Raw genomic sequence first — 18,212 nt, 5'->3', positions numbered from 1 at the left:
ATGATCGAGAAGCTCCAGCTCATGACGCTGATGTTCATCAACGACCTCAAGACGCCGCGCCGCGACGACAAGGGCGCCACCGCCGTGGAGTACGGCCTGCTCGTCGCCCTCATCGCCGCCGTCATCATCGTCGCGGTGGCCCTGCTCGGCACCAAGATCAACGTCGCGTTCGGCAAGATCAACGCCGCCCTGCCGTGACCTGACGCACCCAGACCGGGGGGAAGGGCCGGCGCCGCACACCGTGCGGCGCCGGCCTTGTGCTGTGCCCAGGAGACCGCGCCGCCGGTCCGGGACGACCGGTGTCGAAGTGGTCCCGAGTGGGGTCCCGGAGGTGGTTCGAACGGACTACGGCGGGCGAGACGAGGACGGGACTGCCGGGCTCCTGGCAGATCGCAACATTGAGTTGTGAACGGGTTCCGATGGGGGGGCTCGGAAGCAACACCAGAACAACCATTCCGAAGGGGAATCCAATGATCGAGAAGCTCCAGCTGATGACGCTGATGTTCATCAACGACCTCAAGACGCCGCGTCGCGACGACAAGGGCGCCACCGCCGTCGAGTACGGCCTGCTCGTCGCCCTCATCGCCGCCGTCATCATCGTGGCCGTGGCCCTGCTCGGCACCAAGATCAACGTCGCGTTCGGCAAGATCAACACTGCCCTGCCGTGACCTGACGCACCCAGACCGGGGGGAAGGGCCGGCGCCGCACACCGTGCGGCGCCGGCCTTGTGCTGTGCCCAGGACGGGCCTATGCGACGGCATCGGACGGGGCCCGTCCGAACCCCGACGATCGGCACCGTCTTGGCCCCGGGCGGGACCCGGACGGTGGTCCGATCGGACTACGGCGGGCGAGACGAGGACGGGACTGCCGGGCCCCTGGCGGATCGCACCATGGAAGTGCGAACGGGTTCCACAAGGGGGGCTCGGGAGAACGACAAGACCGCCAGCACAGACTCACAAGGGGAATCCGATGATCGAGAAGCTGCAGCTCATGACCCTGATGCTCATCCACGACCTCAAGGCGCCGCGCCGCGACGACCAGGGCGCCACCGCCGTCGAGTACGGCCTGCTCGTCGCCCTCATCGCCGCCGTCATCATCGTCGCCGTGGCCCTGCTCGGCACCAAGATCAACGCCGCCTTCGGCGCCATCAACGCCGTGATGCCGTGACCTGAGGCACCCAGACCGGGGGGGAAGGGCCGGCGCCGCACACCGTGCGGCGCCGGCCCTGTTTTTCGTCCAGGTGGAGACGACGAAGAACCCCTGCCGGGGATGGTCACAACGGGCCATGCCGGGTGAGACGAGGACGGGACTCCCCGGGTCCCCCGCGCCCCGACCATGGAAGGTGCCGGCAGGGTCCAGGGGGATGCCACTCACAGGCCGGCACATCCGAAGGGGACTCCGATGATCGAGAAGCTCGTGCGCTGGGCACTGACGGCGGTGGTCGATGACCCGTCGTCCACCGACAGGGACCGCGGCGCCAGCGCCGTCGAGTACGGCCTCTTCCTGGCCCTCATCGCGGCCGTCATCATCGTGACCGTCACGACCATGGGCCTCAAGGTGAGCGACGCCTACAACTCCGTGGTCGTGCTCTGGCCCTGACCCGAGGGGTCAGGGCGTCGCGGCACTCTCGTCGGAGACCTTCAGCGACGAGGTGTCCACCGCCACGAAGGCCGAGGCGGGGATCCGCTTCAGGTCGGCCACGAGACGGTCCGGCCAGTGCCGGTTCTGCTCTCCCTGGAAGTACCAGGGAGACCCGTTGTCGGCCAGGACCAGGCCGTACTTCTTCATGGCCCGGACGACCGCTCGGGCACCCGCGGAGAAGTTCTCCGGCGAGAACGACGCCTTGAGCCGGAACCGGGCGCCCATCGGCGGGTAGCGAAGGCTGTCCTTCGAGCCGGCGTCGTGCCGGGCCGGCCACAGGTGGTGCCTGCTGGTCACGTCGGTGGTGAAGCGGATCGCGTGGTCCACGCGTCGGGCCTTCACCTCGTTCCAGCGCAACAGGCCCGGCAGGATCGGCAGGCCGGCCGCGTCGGCCGACGTCCAGCCGTCCGGGCGCAGGCGGTCGGAGCCGAGTGACCACACCGCCCCCGAGCCGGCCTTCCAGTGACCGTCCCGGACCCGGGTCGCCCAGGTCTCGTAGAGCTTGCAGGCGCCGCGGTCCACGACGATCGCGTGCATGTCTCCCCCGCTGTTGCGGCCGCCCTCGATGCGGGTGTCGGAGCCGAGCGGGTAGCGGACCCGGTCGCTCTCCGACGCGTAGATGAAGCGCACCGGCACCTTGGGGTGCGTGTGCGCCACGACGGTCACCGGGATCCCGTAGTCGGGCCCGACGCCGTACGACGGACCGAAGTCGGGGTGCAGGTCGACGCCGGTCGACATGTGCGAGAGCCACTGCCTGCTCCGTGCGTGCACGGGCAGGCCGCGGATGTCGGCGTGCCAGTAGTTGTCGGCCGGGAAGACCCGGCACGCCGTGCCGCCGACCGGCTTGGCCTGGCTCACAGGCGCTGCGCCCGCTGTCAGGCCGGCCGTCAGCGTGACGACGGCCAGGGCAAGGACTGCGAGCCGGTGCATGGCCTACCTCTTCCGCTTCTCCCGCGGCCGCTGCTGCAGGACGATGGGGGTGCCCACGAAGCCGAACTCCTCGCGCAGGCGACGCTCGATGTAGCGCTCGTAGGACGCGTCGAGCTTGCCGCTCGTGAACAGGATGAACACTGGCGGGGCCGTGCCGGCCTGGGTGGCGAAGAGCACCCGGGGCTGCTTGCCGCCGCGCACGGGGTGGGGGTGCTCGGCCACGAGCCGGCCGAGGAACGCGTTCAGCGCACCCGTGCCGATCCGGGTCTCCCAGCCCTCCAGGGCCTTGTCGAGCGCCGGGACGAGGCGGTCGACGTGCCACCCGGTGCTGGCGGTGATGTTGATCCGTGGCGCCCACTGGACCTGCACGAGCTCGCGCTCGATCTCGCGCTCGAGGTAGTAGCGGCGCTCGTCGTCGACGAGGTCCCACTTGTTGAACGCGATGACGAGCGCGCGGCCCGCCTCGCGGATGGTCTGGATGATCCGGATGTCCTGCTCGGAGATGGACTGCCCGCCGTCGATGACCAGCACGGCCACCTCGGCGCGGTCGATCGCGGTCGTGGTGCGCAGCGAGGCGTAGTACTCGTGGCCCGAGGCCTCCTTGACCCGCTTGCGGATGCCGGCGGTGTCGATGAAGCGCCAGGTGCGGCCGCCGAGCTCGATCAGCTCGTCGACGGGGTCCACCGTCGTGCCCGCAGCGTTGTCGACGACGACGCGGTCCTCCTTGGCCAGCTTGTTGAGCAGCGAGGACTTGCCGACGTTGGGCTTGCCCACGATGGCGATCCGTCGCGGGCCGCCGACCTCGTGCTCACGCTCCGGGGGCGGCTCGGGCAGCGCGGCGAGGACGGCGTCGAGCATGTCACCCGACCCGCGACCATGCAGGGCCGAGACCGGGTAGGGCTCGCCCAGGCCGAGGTTCCAGAGGCCGTAGGCCTCGGCCTCGGTCCGCTGGTCGTCGACCTTGTTGGCGGCGAGCACGACGGGCTTCCCGGAGGCGCGCAGGATCCGCACGACCGCCTCGTCGGAGTCGGTGATGCCGACCGTGGCGTCGACGACGAACAGCACCGCGTCGGCCAGGGTCACGGCGACCTCGGCCTGGGCGGCGATGCTCAGCGCCAGGCCCCGGGCGTCCGGGTCCCAGCCGCCGGTGTCGACGACGGTGAAGGCGCGGCCGTTCCAGTTGGCGTCGTACGAGACGCGGTCGCGGGTGACGCCCGGGACGTCCTCGACGACAGCCTCTCGGCGGCCGATGATCCGGTTGACCAGCGTCGACTTGCCGACGTTGGGACGACCGACGACGGCCAGCACCGGGACCGGGCCGAGCGCCTCGCCGCCGGCCTCGCCGACCGCCGGCCCGGTATCGGTGGACTCGGTGGGGGTGGTCCCCTCGCTCATGATGCTCCTTGCTCGGTGACCCCGGTGGCGGGGTCGGGTTCGACGTCGTGGATGGGCAGCGGACCAGGCAGCGAACGGCCGGTCGACGCGCGGGCGTGGTCCAGGTGGGCCACGAGGTGCTCACGGAGCAACACCGAGGCACGCTCGACTTGTTCCCGGGTGCGGGGCCAGGGCTGCGCGTCGAGGGTGATCGGGGCCCCGAAGACCATGTCGACGACACCGCCGCGTGCCGGCAGCGAGTTGGTGCCGCCACCCGGCTCGCGGCTGCCGAGCATGACGACCGGCACGACCGGCGCCCCGGACACGAGGGCGAAGTACGCCGCACCGCGGTGGAACCGCTCGAGCTCGCCCCCGCCGCGTCGCCCCTCGGGGTAGATGCCGACGGCCCGGCCGTCGCGGAGCACGCGCAGGCAGGTCTTCACCGCCGCCGGGTCGGTGTGGAAGCGGTCCAGCGGGATCTGGCCGGACGCGTGCAGGAACCGGCCGAGCCTGCCGCGGAACATCTCGACCTTGGTCAGGGCGTGCACGGGCCGGGGGGCGAAGATCGCCAGCAGCGGACCGTCGACCGCGCCCACGTGGTTGGAGGCGAAGATGACGGGTCCGCTCGCCGGGACCCTCTCGGTGCCGTGCAGGCGCACCCCGAAGCGGCGCCGGATGACCCACCGGGCCAGCGGACGCAGCGGCGAGTGGAGGAACGTCCGGACCGGGGGCCGCGTCGTGTCGGTGCGGGGAAGCGCGCGGTGGTCCTGCGCGAGGAGGGTGGGCGTCACGCGGATGCCTCCACCGCCTCCACGAGGTCGACGACCAGCCCGATGACCTCGTCGAGGGAGTAGGGCGTCGTGTCGAGGTGCACGGCGCCCTCGGCCATCGTCAGCGGGGCGACGGTGCGGCCGGAGTCGATCTTGTCGCGGGCGAGCAGCGACTGCTGGGTCGCGGCCACGTCGGAGCCGCCCTCCTCGGCAGCGCGACGCAGGGCGCGGGCCTCGGGGTCGGCGGTGAGGTAGACCTTCACGGGGGCGTCGGGGGCCACCACGGAGCCGATGTCACGACCCTCGACGACGATCCCGCCGTCGGCGGCGATGATCGAGCGCTGCAGCTCCAGCAGGACGGCTCGCACCTCGGGGACGGCGCTGACCGGGGACACCGCGCCCGTGACGGCCTCGCCCCGGATCGCCTCGGCCACGTCGACCCCGTCCACGGTGATGGTCGGCGCCAGCGGGTCGGTGCCCGACTGGATCCGGGCCTCACGCGCGCGGGCGGCGACAGCGGAGGGGTCGCTCACGTCGACGCCGTTCTCCAGCATCCACCAGGTCATGCCGCGGTACATCGCCCCGGTGTCCAGGTAGCGCAGTCCGAGCCGGGCCGCGACGCCGCGCGACGTGCTGCTCTTGCCCGAGCCGGACGGTCCGTCGATCGCCACCACGAGCGGCACGAGCGGGGCGGGGGCACTGCTGGACACGCGGAACCTGCTTTCGGGAGACACCTGTCCGGCGACAGGAAATGTGCAGCCCGCAGCCTACCGGTGGGTCACCCATCCGCGAGATTCCAGCGAGGCCAGCAGGTGGTCGGCGCGGGCCTCCTCGACCAGCAGCTCCACGAGACCCACCGGGCGGCCCGGGTCGTGGTCGATGTGGATGTCCTCGATGTTGACGTCGCTCGCCCCGGCGTCGGCGAAGAGCCGGGCCAGCTCGCCCGGGTGGTCCGGGACCGAGACGAAGACCGAGCGCTGGGGTCGGGTGGGCCCGCCGTGCTTGCCGGGGATCGCCTGGGTGCCGGCCTGGCCGCGGGCGAGGAGGGCCCCGAGCCGGTCCCGCTCCCCCGCCGTGACGGCCTCGATCAGGAGCTCCAGCTGCCCGCGCACCTCGGAGAGCAGGCCGAGCACGGCCGGGGCGTTGCCCTCGATGATCTGCTCCCAGAGCACCGGGTCGCCCCCGGCCACGCGGGTCACGTCGCGGACCCCCTGTCCGGAGAGCGCGAGGTGCTCTGCCGGCGCGTCGGCGAGCCGCCCCGCCACCAGGACAGCCAACAGGTGCGGCACGTGCGAGATCCGGGCCACCGCGAGGTCGTGCTCCTCGGGGGCCATCGGCACCGCGGTGGCACCGCAGGCCTCGGCGAGCGCGATCACCGCCGCGATCGCCCCGGGGTCAGCGTCCGGGTGCGGGGTGACGGCCCAGGGACGACCGTCGAAGAGCGACGACGAGGCGGCCAGCGGACCGGAGCGCTCGGAGCCGGCCATTGGGTGTGAGCCGACGTAGCGGTGGCGACCCGGGTGGCGGCCGACCGCGGCGAGTGGCGCGCTCTTCACGCTGCCGACGTCGGTCACGACCGCGTCGGGGTGGGCCGCCAGGGCGGCACCGATCTCGGCGCCGAGCAGGTCGGGTGGCACGCAGACGACGACCAGGGCGGGAGCGCCCTCCGCGGGCGCGGGGACGCCGGCGCCCAGCTGGGAGGCGGTGCGGACGTTCTCGGCGACGACGTCCCTCAGCCAGACCTCGACTCCCTGCCGGTGCAGGGCCAGACCGATCGAGGTGCCGAGCAGGCCGGTCCCGACCACGAGCACCGGCCCGCGCACGGCCCCGGTGGTCGCCTCAGTCATCGGCAGGCTCGTCCGCGCTGTCCGGCACGGCCCGGACCCGGGTCAGGTCGGAGCGCAGGGCGGCGGCGCCATGCAGGTAGACGTGGGTGATGTCGGCGCGCGGCAGGTCGGTCTCCACGTGCGCCATCATCCGCACGACCCGGGGCATCGAACCCGCGATCTCAAGCTCCCGTGCGCAGATCAGCGGCACGTCGCCGAACCCCAGCCGGCGGGCGGCGTACGCCGGGAACTCGCTGACGAGGTCGGAGGTGGCGGTGAAGATCACCGAGATGAAGTCGTCGACCTCGAGGCCGTTGGACGTCATCACGTCGGTCACCATCTCCGCCACACGCTCCAGCATGTGGTCCCGGGTGTCCGACTCGAGCTGGGTCGCACCGCGCACCGCTCTCACTGCCACGTCATCTCCTGGTCGCACCGTCCACCTGCACTGACCGGACAACCCTAACGAGGCTGCCCCGGGCCGGACCGACCGGTCACGATCCGGTCTCGACGAGTCCGCGACGGCGAGGTCGGGAGTTCACTGCGGGCATGGGTCCACGACGCCTCGTCGCGCTGGTCGCGGTGCTCGTGCTCGCGACGGGTGCCGTCGCCGGGACGCTCGCGTGGCGTGCGCACGACGCGGCCGCCTCCACCGAGTGCACGTCGCTGCTCCACCCCGACCACACGGTCGACTTCGTCGCCGACCTGCCCCGCCAGGCCCGGCAGTCGATGGTCACGTTCGACGACGTGCGACCGGCGAGCCGCGCCCGGCGTGACGCCCTCTACGCCCACCGCTACCGGGCGGTCGTGGAGTCCCCGGGCGGGGACGCCGTGCCCGACGTGGGGGTCTGCACGGCGACGTACTCCGGCCCGGGACACCGTCCGTCACCTGCGGCCCACCGGCGAGGGGCCCGAGTGACCGCCGTGGACCACGTTGCGGCGATCCTCCTCGTGCACCACGACCGGGCCTGGACCCAGCAGTGCTACGGCCCGGGCGACGCCTGCAACCGCGGTCCCCTCAGGGACGTCACCTGTCTGGCCTTCTACGACGCCACGACCCTGGCCTCCCTGGGCAAGGGCTGGTGCTTCGACGACGCCGCGACCTGACCGGGCGGCCGGCCCCGCGAACCTCAGAGCTGGGCGCTGTCCAGCAGCTCGCCGAGCTCGGCAAGGGTGAGCTCACGCATCTCGCCCGCGCGCAGCCGCCCCAGCGAGACGGGCCCGATGGCGGTGCGGGTCAGCCGGCGCACGGGGAAGCCGACGTGGTCGAGCATCCGGCGCACGATCCGGTTGCGGCCCTCGTGGATGACCAGCTCGATGATCGTCCTGCCGGGGGCGTTCTTGCCGTGCGCACCGCTGACGATCCGGGCCTGGGAGACGGTCACCGGGCCGTCGTCGAGGGTGACCCCCTCGAGCAGCTTCTTGACCGTCCCGCGGTACATCTCGCCCTCGACCTCGGCGACGTACGTCTTGTCCACCTCGTACGACGGGTGCGCCATGCGGTTGGCGAAGTCGCCGTCGTTGGTGAGCAGGATCAGCCCACTCGTGTCGGTGTCGAGGCGACCGACGTGGAAGAGCCGCTCGGGACGGTCCGCAACAAGGTCGGACAGGTTGCGGCGGCCCTCGGGGTCCGACATCGTCGAGACGACACCGCGCGGCTTGTTCAGCACGAGGTAGACGTGCGGCGAGATCGGCGGGAGCCGCTTGCCGTCGACCCTGATCACGGCGGTGGCCGGGTCGACCTTGGTGCCGAGCCGGGTCACGACCTCGCCGTCCACGACCACGAGCCCCTCGAGCATGAGCTCCTCGCACTTGCGGCGGGAGGCAACGCCGGACTGCGCCAGCAGCTTCTGCAGGCGGATCAGTCCGTCGTCGTCGAGCTGGAGGCCGGAGTCGTTCACTCCCCGACCGTATCGCCGGTCGAGGTCGCTTCCGAAGTCGGCGACGCCTCGGCGGTCGTCCCGTGGGACGCCACGCTCTCGAGCTCGTCCTCGAAGTCGTCCATGTCCGGGAGGTACGGCGCCAGCTCGGGCAGGTCGTCCAGCGACGTGACACCGATCCGCTCGAGGAAGTAGCTCGTCGTGCGGTAGAGGTTGGCGCCGGTCTCGTGGTCCTGCCCGGCCTCCTCGACCAGCCCGCGGGTGAGCAGCGTGCGCATGACGCCGTCCACGTTGACCCCGCGGATCGCGGAGACCCGTGCCCGGGACACGGGCTGCTTGTAGGCGACGACCGCCAGGGTCTCCAGCGCCGCCTGGGTCAGGCGCGCCTGCTGCCCCTCGAGGACGAAGCCCTCGACGACGGCGGCGTACTCCTCACGCGTGTAGTACCGCCAGCCGCCCGCGACGTTGCGCAGCTCGAAGCCGCGGCCCTGCTCGGTGTACTCCGCCGCCAGCGCCGCCAGGGCGGCCTCGACCTCGCCGACGGGGTAGCCCACGGCCGTGGCCAGGCCGACGGAGTCCAGCGGCTGGTCTGCGACCATCAGGACGGCCTCCAGGGAGGGCCGCAGCTCCGCGACGGGCACGGCGAGCATCTCGCCCTCGTCGGTGGTGGACACCTCGGTCATGCGTCTGCTCCCTCAACGTCGGGCTCTGGTGTGGGCTCCGGCTCGGCCGGGGCGCCCTCGAACTCGTCGATCTCGAACTCCTCCTCGTCGCTGCCGGTCCAGCGGACCGTCAGCTCGCCGAGCGGGGTGACCTGGTCGAAGGCGACCGCCCCTTCGCGGAAGAGCTCCAGCAGCGACAGGAACCGCGCCACCGTGGTCAGCGTGTCCGGCGAGTCGCCGCACAGCGAGCGGAAGGTCAGCGTCCCGCTGTGCTTGAGCCGCTCCACCACGATGGCGGCCTGCTCGCGGACGCTGACCTGGTTGGCGTGGATGTGCTGGAGGGAGACCTCCAGCACGGGCTTGGGCTCCATCGCCTTCGAGGCGAGCGCCGCGAACTGCTCCAGCCCGATGCCGATCAGCACCTCCGGGAGGAGCGTGGCGAAGCGCTCCTCGAGACCCACCGCCCGCGGGTGCCGCTTGGTCTCGTCGGCCAGCCGGCCCTCGAACACCGCGGCGACCAGCTTGAACGCGCGGTACTGCAGGAGCCGGGCGAAGAGCAGGTCGCGGGCCTCGAGCAGTGCGAGGTCCTCCTCGTCCTCCACGTCGCCGGAGGGCAGCAGCCGCGCGGCCTTGAGGTCGAGGAGCGTCGAGGCGACCAGCAGGAACGACGTCGTCTGCTCGAGGTCCCACACCGGCCCGCCGGCCTTGACGTGGGCGATGAACTCGTCGGTCACCTGCGACAGCGACACCTCGGTGATGTCGAGCTTGTGCTTGGAGATCAGGCTGAGCAGCAGGTCGAAGGGACCCTCGAAGTTCTCCAGCCGCACCTCGAACCCGGGCGTCTGCTCGACGTCGCTCCCGGCCTCCCTGGCGGCGGTCATTCCTCGGTCAACCGCCGCACCAGGGAGCTGTCGTCGCCGCGCTCCTCGAAGTCGGCGAGCACCAGGGCCACCGCCTCGCGGACCAGCCGGCCGCGGTCGACGGCGAGCCCGTGCGTACGGCGCAGCAGCAGCCGCGCGTGCTCGATCTCCAGCAGCTCGTCGGAGGTGACGTAGACCGTCATCTTCTCGTCGTGCCGCACCCGGCCGCTGGGCTTCTTGGCCGCCCCGGCGTCGGCAGCGGCGTCAGGATTCGCATCCGTGCCGGACTCCTCCGGCGCGTCCGGGACCGCCCGGACCTTGGCCCCCTGGGTGGGACGGAACAGGTCGTCGGCGGCCGGCAGGCTCACCCGTCGAGACAACCCGCCAGCACCTCCCGCGCCAGCTGGCGGTACGACGACGCGCCGGCCGAGGCAGTGGCGTACGACGTGATCGGCTCCCCGGCCACGGTCGAGTCGGAGAACTTGATGGTGCGGCGGATGACGGTGTGGAACACCTTGTCGCCCCACGCCTGCACCAGGCGCTCCATGACCTCGCGGCTGTGCAGCGTGCGGCCGTCGTACATCGTGCCGAGCACGCCGTCGATCTCGAGCTTGGGGTTGAGCCGCTCGCGCACCTTGTCGATGGTGGTCTTGAGCAGGGCCACGCCGCGCAGCGCGAAGTACTCGCACTCCAGCGGCACGATGACGCCGTCGGAGGCGGTGAGCGCGTTGACGGTCAGCAGGCCGAGCGAGGGCTGGCAGTCGATGAGGATGACGTCGTAGCGCTCCATGGCCGGGCCGAGCACCCGCTGCAGGGTCTGCTCACGGGCGACCTCGTGGACCAGCTGCACCTCGGCCGCCGAGAGGTCGATGTTGGAGGGCAGCAGGTCCATCCCCGGCACGCCGGAGGGGACGACGACGTCGTCGAGGGTGACCTCGCGCTGCATGAGCAGGTTGTAGACCGTCAGGTCCATCTCGTGCGGGTTGAGCCCCAGGCCGACCGACAGCGAGCCCTGCGGGTCGAAGTCGACGAGCAGCACCTTGCGGCCGTACTCCGCCAGCGACGCACCCAGGTTGATGGTCGTCGTGGTCTTGCCGACGCCACCCTTCTGGTTGCACATCGAGACGACGCGCGCGCGTCCGCGGGTGCCGACCGGCGGGGGCTCGGGGAAGTCGGGCATCGGGCGCCCGGTGGGGCCGATCTCCTGCTCCTTGGTGGTCGTGGGGCGCTCGAACGGGAGGGGGTCGCTCACGGTGGCCGTTTCTGTGGGGGAAGGGACGGGCGTGCGGACGAGAGGAGGCATCTCGTGGGCTGCTCCAGCAGCGAGGCCGGGGCCACCGGGCAGTCCGGTGTGGCCGGGGAATCCGGAGAACGAACCGCCTGTGCCCATGTGCTGCTCCTCGCCTGAGCAATTGTCGACTCGGCGACAACTGCCGAGCACGCGGGCGACACTAGACCCGACCTCCGACGCGAACAACACGAACCCCGATTCCCCCAGCCTGCAGGGGAAATCTGTTGATGACGTGTGTAGTCGTCCACGCTCAACTGCACAGGACGAGCGCTGCCTGTGGACAAGTCTGTGCACAACTTCGGGGTGTCACGGTTGCGCCACGCCGTCGACGGGGCGTGGAAAGTCCCGATCAGTGCGGGTGGACGAGGTCCTGGTAGTCGGGGTGCTTGTCGATCCACTTCTTGATGTAGGGACAGCGCGGCACGACGCGGTACTTCCCCGAGGCGCGTACGTCGTCGAGTGCTGCGCGCGCCAGCTGACCGGCCACGCCCTGCCCCTCGAACGCGTCGGCGACCTCGGTGTGGGTGAAGACGATCCGCTCGTCGTCGATCTCGTACTCGGCGAACCCCGCCAGCTCACCCCCGACGAACGCCTCGTAACGACTCTCGGACTCGTTGAGGGCGATCTCGGCCACGGCCTTGTGCGACATGTCGTCGAGAGTACCTACAGCCGGTGCATCGCCTCGGTGAGCAGCACGAGCTCGCCCGCCTCGTCGGAGGCGTCGAGGTCGACCACCCCGTCGATCACCCAGTCGTGGTGCCCCTCGGGGTCGTGGAGCGTCTGCCGGACCTTCCAGCGGCGACCCTCGACCGTCACCTGCAGCAGGGACGGCCCCCGCGCGTCGGAGTCGACCAGGAGCCGGTCGTGCTCGGCGTAGTAGTCCTCGATCGCGGCGTCCCACAACGACCGGGTCATCACGACCTCCAGCGGCGGGTCGGTGCGGTCCGCGGCCTGCCGCTCGAGCCGCATCAGCCCGTCCAGGTCGTCGCGCTCCACCAGCTCGACACGGCGGAACATGGCGTTGCGCACCATCACCCGGAACGGCCGCTCCTGGGCGGAGATCGGGCGGGGCGTGGGCGGGGGCGCGTGGTGCGCCACGTCGGGCCGCACGTGCCCGGGGTCGGTGAGCGCCTCCCACTCGTCGAGCAGCGAGGAGTCGGTCTGCCGGATGGTCTCCCCCAGCCACTCCGACAGGTCGTCCAGCTCGGGGGTGCGGTGCGCCTCCGGCACGGTCTGCCGGATCGTCCGGTAGGCGTCGGTGAGGTAGCGCAGCACCAGCCCCTCGGACCGGGCGAGCTGGTAGCGCCCGACGAAGTCGGTGAAGCTCATCCCCTGCTCCCACATCTCGCGCACGATCGACTTCGGGGCCAGCGCGTCCTCGGGCAGCCAGGGGTGCGTCCCGCGATAGATCTCGTACGTCGCTCCCAGCAGCTCGGCGAGGGGCTGGGGCCAGGTGATCTCGTCCAGGAGCGCCATCCGCTCCTCGTACTCCAGTCCGTCGGCCTTCATCTCGGCCACGGCCTCGCCCCGCGCGGTGAACTGCTGGGCCATCAGGATCTGCCGCGGCCCCTCCAGCACGGCCTCGACCACCGAGACGATGTCGAGGGTGTAGGTCTCCGACTCGGGATCCAGGACGTCGAAGGCGGCCAGGGCGAAGTGCGCGAGCAGCTGGTTGAGCGCGAAGTCGTCGGGCAGGTCGACGGCCAGCACGAACCGGCGGCCGCGCTCGTCGACCTCGTCGAGCCGGGTGAGCACGCCGGACCGTTGCAGGGACCGGGCCAGCCGGAGGGCGCGCCGGGACAGCCGCAGCTGGCCACGCCGGTCCTCGTGGTTGTCGGTGAGCAGCCGACGCAGGACCGGGAACGCGTCCTCCTCGCGGGCCAGCACGTTGATGAGCATCGAGTTGTCGACCTTCATCCGGCTGACCAGCGCCTCGGGCTCCCCCGCGACCAGCTTGTCGTAGGTCTGCTCGGTCCACACGACGGTGCCCTCGGGCGGCTTCCTCAGCTGCGCCTTGGAGTTCTTCTTGCCGGCGGCCTGGCGGGCGGCCACCTTCGCCTTGGCCTTCTCGTTCTCGATGACGTGCTCGGGCGCCTGCACCACGACGTACCCGGCGGTGTCGTAGCCGGCGCGTCCCGCCCGCCCGGCGATCTGCATGAACTCCCGCGTCCGCAGGATCCGCGACCGGTTGCCGTCGAACTTGGCCAGCCCCGTGAACAGCACGGTCCGGATGGGCACGTTGATGCCGACCCCGAGCGTGTCGGTGCCGCAGATGACGCGCAGCACGCCGGCCTGGGCGAGCTGCTCGACGAGGCGTCGGTAGCGCGGCAACATGCCGGCGTGGTGGACACCGATCCCCCGGCGCAGCAGCTTGCCGAGCGTCTTGCCGAAGCCCGCGCCGAACCGGAAACCGGCCAGCCGCTCGGACATCCCCTCCGGCTTCTTGATCCACGTCGCGTTCAGCAGCGTCGTGGCGTGCTCTACGGCGTCCTTCTGGGTGGAGTGCACGACGTAGACCGGCGCCTGGTTGGTGGTGACGAGCTCCTCCAGCGTCTCTGGCAGCGGCGTCATGGCCCAGGTGAACGTGAGCGGGACCGGGCGCTCCGCGTCGTCGACGACCGCGGTGGCACGCCCGTTGCGGCGGGTCAGGTCCTCCACGAACGGCGTGACGTCACCGAGCGTCGCCGACATCAGCAGGAACTGCGCCTGCGGCAGCGTCAGCAACGGCACCTGCCACGCCCAGCCGCGGTCGGGCTCGGCGTAGAAGTGGAACTCGTCCATGACGACCAGGCCGACGTCCGCCTCGGCCCCCTCACGGAGGGCGATGTTGGCCAGCACCTCGGCGGTGCAGCAGATGATGGGGGCGTCGGCGTTGACCGACGCGTCGCCGGTGAGCATGCCGACGTTGTCGGCGCCGAAGACCTCGCACAGCGCGAAGAACTTCTCGCTCACCAGCGCCTTGATGGGGGCGGTGTAGAAGCTGACCCGGTCCGAGGCGAGCGCGGCGGCGTGGGCCGCGATCGCGACCATCGACTTCCCGGAGCCCGTGGGGGTCGCGAGGATGACGTTGCTGCCGGCCAGCAGCTCGAAGACGGCCTCGTCCTGGTGCGGGTAGAGCTCGAGGCCCTGCCCGTCGACCCAGCCCGTGAACGCCTCGTAGACCGCGTCGGCGTCACCGGTCCGCGGGACCCAGCTCACTCGCGCGCCCGGGGGTGCGCGGTCGCGAAGACCTCGCGCAGGTTGTCGACGGTGACCAGGGTGTAGACCTGCGTGGTCGTCACCGAGGCGTGCCCGAGCAGCTCCTGGACGACGCGTACGTCGGCGCCGCCGTCGAGCAGGTGCGTGGCGAAGGAGTGCCGCAGCGTGTGGGGCGAGACGTCGCGGGTCACCCCGGCCTTCTCGGCGGTCTTCACGAGCACCGCCCACGCCGACTGCCGGGAGAGCCGTCCGCCGCGGGCGTTGAGGAAGAGGGCACCACCGTTGCCGGTGGTCGAGCCCTTCCCGGTGGTCGAGCCCTTCCCGGTGGTCGAACCTGCCGAGACCAGCTCCGGCCGCCCCCGCACGAGGTAGGCATCGACCGCCTCCCGGGCGTAGGACCCGACCGGCACGATGCGCTCCTTGCTGCCCTTGCCGCGCAGCAGCACGGTCCCGTCGACCTGATCAAGGTCGTCGACGTCGAGGCCGACGGCCTCGGAGATCCGCGCGCCGGTGCCGTAGAGCACCTCGAGCAGCGCGCGGTCGCGCAGCGCCAGCGTGGTGCCCGCCGCTCCGGCCGCCTCGAGGATGGCCTCGACATCGGAGAGCGGCAGCGCCTTGGGCAGCCGCTTGGCGGGTGCCGGCGGCTTGACCGCGCTCGCCGGGTCGGCCGTGGCCAGCCCGTCGCGGACGGCGAACTTGTGGAAGCCGCGGACGGCGACCACCGTGCGGGCCGCCGACGTGGAGCTCAGCGGCGGGTGCTCGGTATCGCCCTCGCGCAGCCGCATGAGGAAGCCGGACACCGTCGCCTCGGAGATGCCTCCGAGGTCGTCGATGCCGGCCGCCGCGAGGTACTGCTGGTAGCGCCGCAGGTCACGGCGGTACGACGTCAGCGTGTTGGCGGCCAGCCCTCGCTCGACCGAGAGGTGGTCGAGGTAGGTGCGGACCGCCCGCTGCAGGTTGCTGGTCAGGCGAGCACCTTGTCGAGCGACACCACGTCGATGCCGACGGCCTCGCCGACCGGACCGTTGGTCAGGTCACCCGCGTGGGTGTTCAGGCCCAGCGCCAGCGACTGGTCGTCACGGCACGCCTGCGCCCAGCCCTTGTTGGCCAGCGCCACGGCGTACGGCATCGTCGCGTTGGTCAGCGCGTAGGTCGAGGTGTTTGGCACCGCACCGGGCATGTTCGCCACGCAGTAGAACGTCGAGTTGTGCACCTGGTAGGTCGGGTCCGCGTGCGTGGTCGCGTGTGTGTCCTCGAAGCAGCCACCCTGGTCCACCGCGATGTCGACCAGCACCGAGCCCGGCTTCATCTGAGCGACCAGGTCGTTGGTGACCAGCTTGGGCGCCTTGGCACCGGGGATCAGCACCGCACCGATGACCATGTCGGCCTCGGTGACCTGCTGCTCGATCGCCAGCTTCGACGACGCCAGCCCGTGGACCCGGTTGTTGTAGCGCCAGAACGACATCCGCAGCTTGTCCAGGTCGGTGTCCAGCAGCGTGACGTCGGCACCCATGCCGAGCGCGATGTTCGCGGCGTTCTGGCCCGAGACACCGGCGCCGATGATGACGACCTTGGCGTTCGCGACACCACCCACGCCGCCCATCAGCACGCCCCGGCCACCCTGGGCCTTGAGCAGCGAGTAGGCGCCGACCTGGGGCGCCAGGCAGCCGGCGACCTCCGACATCGGGTAGAGCAGCGGCAGCCCGCCCGAGGGCAGCTGGACCGTCTCGTAGGCGATGCCGGTGACCTTGCGCTTGAGCAGCTCCTCGGTCAGCGGCTTGTCCGCGGCCAGGTGCAGGTAGGTGAAGAGGGTCAGGCCCTCCCGCATCCGGTGGTACTCCTCCGCCACGGGCTCCTTGACCTTGAGCACCATGTCGATCGAGCCGTCGGTGCCCCAGGCCGCGTCGGCGTCCGGGACGATCGTGGCACCGGAAGCGACGTACTCCTCGTCGGTGATCGAGGAACCGACACCCGCGCCGGTCTCGATGAAGACCTCGTGACCGTGCGCGGTGAGCTCGTGCACGCCGATCGGCGTGATGGCCACCCGGTACTCGTGGTTCTTGACTTCCTTCGGAACGCCGACCTTCACCTGAGCTCCCTCGCATCCATGTCTGCCGCCACCTCGTTGAGACGACGCCGAGACATTACTCCGAGAGAGCCGCGGACGTGCTACCGACGTGCGCCGAGGTCGAGGACGAGGCCCTCGTAGGCGCCGAACACCTCGAGGTCGTCGCCGGCCACCTTGCGCGCGTGCTCCACGATCTCGTCGATCTGGTCGTCGGTGCGGCCAGGGTCGTGGTGGAAGAGGGCATAGGCCCGGGCGCCGGCCTCGCGGGCCAGCTCGACGGCGTACTCGACGCTCGCGTGCCCCAGGAACTCCACGCCGGGGAACTGCGCGGCGAGGTGCTGGGAGTCGTGGATGAGCACGTCGACCCCGTCGGCGAGGGCCAGCGCCGCCTCGTGCCGCTCCCCCAACCCGTCAGGACCGGGGCCGTAGGCGGTCGGGCTGTGGTCGGACAGGTAGGCGATCGAGGCGCCGTCGCGCGTCACCCGGTAGCCGAACGCACGGCCGCCCTTGTGCGGGATCTCGCGGGCCAGCACGTCGTAGCCCTCCACGGTGTGGGTGCCCTCCTCGAGCCCGGTGAAGGACCAGCCGGGGCCGAGCACGGACGGGGTGACCGGGAAGTGCGGGGGCGAGATCGCCCGCTCGAGCACCCGCTCGGCGTCGTCACCCTGCTCGGGGATGTGGATCGCGACCCGGCTCCCCGCGGCGGTGCCGCCCGCGAAGAACGGCATGCCGTGCGTGTGGTCCCAGTGCAGGTGGCCGACCAGGATCGAGCCGTCGAAGGGCTCGCCGCCCAGGAGCGGCGTCACCGCGATCAGGCCGGTGCCGGCGTCCAGCAGCAGGTGCGGGGGCTCCTGGCCCACGGACAGCGCGACGCACGACGTCTGCCCGCCGTAGCGCACGAAGGGAGCGCCGGGGGCAGGCGTCGACCCGCGTACGCCGCAGAACGTCACCAGCACGTCGAGCCACCTCGTTCCCCCGTGTGTCGCGGAAACACTGGCACACCCCGACGACCGGCGCCATGAGCCGCGCCACGGTGGCGGTGTCTGGCCGGTCACCCAGTGCCGGCCAGCCCCTTCGCCCGCGCGAACAGCACCGCCAGGGCCACCGGGGCGTCGGCGACCCGCCCGTCGAGCACGGCGGCCAGCACGTCGTCGTACGGCGCCCAGAAGGTCTCCATCTCGGCCTCCTCGTGCTCGGGCACGAAGTCCCCGCGACCGACGGGGCTCAGGTCGCGGGCCAGGTAGAAGTGCATCTGCTCCTCGGAGATGCCCGGCGAGGACCAGGCCGAGGTCAGGTGGGTCCACTCCCCCGCCGCCAACCCGGCCTCCTCGGCCAGCTCACGCTTGGCCACCTCGACGGGGTCCTCCCCCTCGACGTCGCACAACCCGGCCGGGATCTCGACGAAGACCCGGCGGGCAGGGTGGCGGTACTGCCGCAGGCAGAAGACGCGCTCGTCCTCGTCCAGCGCCAGGATCACGACCGCTCCGGGGTGCTCGAGCACGACCCGCCGGAAGGGCTCCTCGGTGGGGTGTCCCGGACGTCGCAGCCAGTCCTGCCGGAGCGCCATGACCCACCCGTCGCGGTGCAGGTCCTCCGACCGGTCGATCGGCCAGGCGGCGGGCGCGTCGGCCAGGGAAGGGGGAGGCGTCGACATGGCCGTGACGCTACCGTGCCCTCCGACAGACCAACGGAGGACAGATCCCATGGAGGGA

Annotated in this window: 22 protein-coding genes; 5 read left to right on the top strand and 17 right to left on the bottom strand. The window is 71.5% G+C overall.

What is annotated here, in order from left to right; all coding sequences use genetic code 11:
• The 4 genes from EJF31_RS04670 to EJF31_RS04655 all read left to right on the top strand — a co-directional run bounded on the left by EJF31_RS04670 (position 1) and on the right by EJF31_RS04655 (position 1,599).
• Entirely contained in the window at positions 1-198 is a 198-nt protein-coding gene (locus EJF31_RS04670; RefSeq protein WP_260430608.1) for a Flp family type IVb pilin, read from the top strand.
• A 272-nt stretch (positions 199-470) separates the two neighbouring features.
• Positions 471-668, top strand: coding sequence for a Flp family type IVb pilin (locus EJF31_RS04665; protein ID WP_260430607.1), 198 nt, complete (start codon positions 471-473; stop codon positions 666-668).
• A gap of 301 nt (positions 669-969) precedes the next feature.
• On the top strand, positions 970-1,167 hold the full coding sequence (locus EJF31_RS04660) for a Flp family type IVb pilin (RefSeq protein ID WP_221767455.1): 198 nt from the start codon (positions 970-972) through the stop codon (positions 1,165-1,167).
• Between the two features lie 234 nt (positions 1,168-1,401).
• Positions 1,402-1,599, top strand: coding sequence for a Flp family type IVb pilin (locus EJF31_RS04655; RefSeq protein ID WP_125035884.1), 198 nt, complete (start codon positions 1,402-1,404; stop codon positions 1,597-1,599).
• A 9-nt stretch (positions 1,600-1,608) separates the two neighbouring features.
• Here EJF31_RS04655 and EJF31_RS04650 read toward each other — a convergent pair whose 3' ends face one another.
• Genes EJF31_RS04650 through aroH form a run of 6 tightly spaced genes read right to left on the bottom strand, consistent with a single transcriptional unit; the run spans position 1,609 to position 6,959 of the window.
• Entirely contained in the window at positions 1,609-2,571 is a 963-nt protein-coding gene (locus tag EJF31_RS04650) for a hypothetical protein (protein WP_125035883.1), read from the bottom strand.
• A 3-nt stretch (positions 2,572-2,574) separates the two neighbouring features.
• On the bottom strand, positions 2,575-3,966 hold the full coding sequence (gene der, locus EJF31_RS04645) for a ribosome biogenesis GTPase Der (protein WP_260430606.1): 1,392 nt from the start codon (positions 3,964-3,966) through the stop codon (positions 2,575-2,577).
• A complete protein-coding gene (locus tag EJF31_RS04640) occupies positions 3,963-4,736 on the bottom strand; it encodes a 1-acyl-sn-glycerol-3-phosphate acyltransferase (RefSeq protein ID WP_125035882.1) in 774 nt (257 codons plus the stop codon). The genes der and EJF31_RS04640 overlap by 4 nt, the downstream gene beginning before the upstream one ends.
• Entirely contained in the window at positions 4,733-5,425 is a 693-nt protein-coding gene (gene cmk, locus EJF31_RS04635; protein WP_125035881.1) for a (d)CMP kinase, read from the bottom strand. The genes EJF31_RS04640 and cmk overlap by 4 nt, the downstream gene beginning before the upstream one ends.
• 57 nt (positions 5,426-5,482) lie before the next feature.
• Complete coding sequence (locus tag EJF31_RS04630; protein ID WP_125035880.1) at positions 5,483-6,562, bottom strand: prephenate dehydrogenase; 1,080 nt, start codon at positions 6,560-6,562, stop codon at positions 5,483-5,485.
• Positions 6,555-6,959: a chorismate mutase gene (gene aroH / locus EJF31_RS04625; RefSeq protein ID WP_125035879.1), complete on the bottom strand. Its 405-nt coding sequence runs from the start codon at positions 6,957-6,959 to the stop codon at positions 6,555-6,557. Before aroH ends, EJF31_RS04630 begins: the two co-directional genes overlap by 8 nt.
• A 131-nt stretch (positions 6,960-7,090) precedes the next feature.
• On the opposite strand from aroH, the gene EJF31_RS04620 reads away from it, so the two are divergent.
• Complete coding sequence (locus EJF31_RS04620) at positions 7,091-7,648, top strand: hypothetical protein (protein WP_125035878.1); 558 nt, start codon at positions 7,091-7,093, stop codon at positions 7,646-7,648.
• Positions 7,649-7,671: 23 nt separating this feature from the next.
• Here the strand turns inward: EJF31_RS04620 and EJF31_RS04615 are convergent, their stop codons facing one another.
• The 11 genes from EJF31_RS04615 to EJF31_RS04565 all read right to left on the bottom strand — a co-directional run bounded on the left by EJF31_RS04615 (position 7,672) and on the right by EJF31_RS04565 (position 18,154).
• The gene (locus EJF31_RS04615) at positions 7,672-8,442 is read right to left on the bottom strand and encodes a pseudouridine synthase (protein WP_125035877.1); all 771 of its coding nucleotides are present in this window, start codon (positions 8,440-8,442) and stop codon (positions 7,672-7,674) included.
• On the bottom strand, positions 8,439-9,104 hold the full coding sequence (scpB, locus tag EJF31_RS04610; RefSeq protein WP_125035876.1) for an SMC-Scp complex subunit ScpB: 666 nt from the start codon (positions 9,102-9,104) through the stop codon (positions 8,439-8,441). Before scpB ends, EJF31_RS04615 begins: the two co-directional genes overlap by 4 nt.
• Positions 9,101-9,964, bottom strand: coding sequence for a ScpA family protein (locus EJF31_RS04605; protein WP_125035875.1), 864 nt, complete (start codon positions 9,962-9,964; stop codon positions 9,101-9,103). The genes scpB and EJF31_RS04605 overlap by 4 nt, the downstream gene beginning before the upstream one ends.
• Positions 9,961-10,323, bottom strand: coding sequence for a hypothetical protein (locus EJF31_RS04600; protein ID WP_125035874.1), 363 nt, complete (start codon positions 10,321-10,323; stop codon positions 9,961-9,963). The genes EJF31_RS04605 and EJF31_RS04600 overlap by 4 nt, the downstream gene beginning before the upstream one ends.
• A complete protein-coding gene (locus EJF31_RS04595) occupies positions 10,308-11,123 on the bottom strand; it encodes a ParA family protein (RefSeq protein WP_260430623.1) in 816 nt (271 codons plus the stop codon). The genes EJF31_RS04600 and EJF31_RS04595 overlap by 16 nt, the downstream gene beginning before the upstream one ends.
• A 460-nt stretch (positions 11,124-11,583) precedes the next feature.
• Positions 11,584-11,883 (bottom strand): GNAT family N-acetyltransferase, encoded by a 300-nt coding sequence (locus EJF31_RS04590; protein WP_125035873.1) that lies wholly within the window; start codon positions 11,881-11,883, stop codon positions 11,584-11,586.
• A 14-nt stretch (positions 11,884-11,897) separates the two neighbouring features.
• Positions 11,898-14,432 carry an RNA helicase gene (locus tag EJF31_RS04585; RefSeq protein WP_125035872.1) on the bottom strand — a complete coding sequence of 845 codons (2,535 nt, stop codon included), beginning with the start codon at positions 14,430-14,432 and terminating at the stop codon, positions 11,898-11,900.
• Positions 14,429-15,400, bottom strand: coding sequence for a site-specific tyrosine recombinase XerD (gene xerD / locus EJF31_RS04580; protein ID WP_125035871.1), 972 nt, complete (start codon positions 15,398-15,400; stop codon positions 14,429-14,431). The genes EJF31_RS04585 and xerD overlap by 4 nt, the downstream gene beginning before the upstream one ends.
• Complete coding sequence (gene ald, locus EJF31_RS04575) at positions 15,397-16,521, bottom strand: alanine dehydrogenase (protein ID WP_125035870.1); 1,125 nt, start codon at positions 16,519-16,521, stop codon at positions 15,397-15,399. Before ald ends, xerD begins: the two co-directional genes overlap by 4 nt.
• Before the next feature lie 80 nt (positions 16,522-16,601).
• The gene (locus EJF31_RS04570; RefSeq protein ID WP_185736135.1) at positions 16,602-17,456 is read right to left on the bottom strand and encodes an MBL fold metallo-hydrolase; all 855 of its coding nucleotides are present in this window, start codon (positions 17,454-17,456) and stop codon (positions 16,602-16,604) included.
• 95 nt (positions 17,457-17,551) lie between these two features.
• The gene (locus EJF31_RS04565; RefSeq protein WP_125035868.1) at positions 17,552-18,154 is read right to left on the bottom strand and encodes an NUDIX domain-containing protein; all 603 of its coding nucleotides are present in this window, start codon (positions 18,152-18,154) and stop codon (positions 17,552-17,554) included.
• Between the last annotated feature and the right edge of the window lie 58 nt (positions 18,155-18,212).

Origin of the sequence: Nocardioides sp. LS1 (assembly GCF_003865225.1) — a bacterium.
In the GTDB taxonomy this organism is placed as follows: domain Bacteria; phylum Actinomycetota; class Actinomycetes; order Propionibacteriales; family Nocardioidaceae; genus Nocardioides; species Nocardioides ginsengisegetis.
This window is presented reverse-complemented; position numbering and strand designations above follow the sequence as displayed.

Excerpts from the sequence above, each read along its gene's own strand:
- EJF31_RS04620 (WP_125035878.1), top strand. The coding sequence starts at position 7,091 with ATGGGTCCACGACGCCTCGTCGCGCTGGTCGCGGTGCTCGTGCTCGCG.
- EJF31_RS04590 (WP_125035873.1), bottom strand. The coding sequence starts at position 11,883 with ATGTCGCACAAGGCCGTGGCCGAGATCGCCCTCAACGAGTCCGAGAGT.
- EJF31_RS04655 (WP_125035884.1), top strand. The coding sequence starts at position 1,402 with ATGATCGAGAAGCTCGTGCGCTGGGCACTGACGGCGGTGGTCGATGAC.
- der (WP_260430606.1), bottom strand. The coding sequence starts at position 3,966 with ATGAGCGAGGGGACCACCCCCACCGAGTCCACCGATACCGGGCCGGCG.
- EJF31_RS04665 (WP_260430607.1), top strand. The coding sequence starts at position 471 with ATGATCGAGAAGCTCCAGCTGATGACGCTGATGTTCATCAACGACCTC.
- scpB (WP_125035876.1), bottom strand. The coding sequence starts at position 9,104 with ATGACCGAGGTGTCCACCACCGACGAGGGCGAGATGCTCGCCGTGCCC.
- EJF31_RS04670 (WP_260430608.1), top strand. The coding sequence starts at position 1 with ATGATCGAGAAGCTCCAGCTCATGACGCTGATGTTCATCAACGACCTC.
- EJF31_RS04650 (WP_125035883.1), bottom strand. The coding sequence starts at position 2,571 with ATGCACCGGCTCGCAGTCCTTGCCCTGGCCGTCGTCACGCTGACGGCC.
- EJF31_RS04605 (WP_125035875.1), bottom strand. The coding sequence starts at position 9,964 with ATGACCGCCGCCAGGGAGGCCGGGAGCGACGTCGAGCAGACGCCCGGG.
- EJF31_RS04565 (WP_125035868.1), bottom strand. The coding sequence starts at position 18,154 with ATGTCGACGCCTCCCCCTTCCCTGGCCGACGCGCCCGCCGCCTGGCCG.
- EJF31_RS04630 (WP_125035880.1), bottom strand. The coding sequence starts at position 6,562 with ATGACTGAGGCGACCACCGGGGCCGTGCGCGGGCCGGTGCTCGTGGTC.
- EJF31_RS04595 (WP_260430623.1), bottom strand. The coding sequence starts at position 11,123 with ATGCCCGACTTCCCCGAGCCCCCGCCGGTCGGCACCCGCGGACGCGCG.
- EJF31_RS04660 (WP_221767455.1), top strand. The coding sequence starts at position 970 with ATGATCGAGAAGCTGCAGCTCATGACCCTGATGCTCATCCACGACCTC.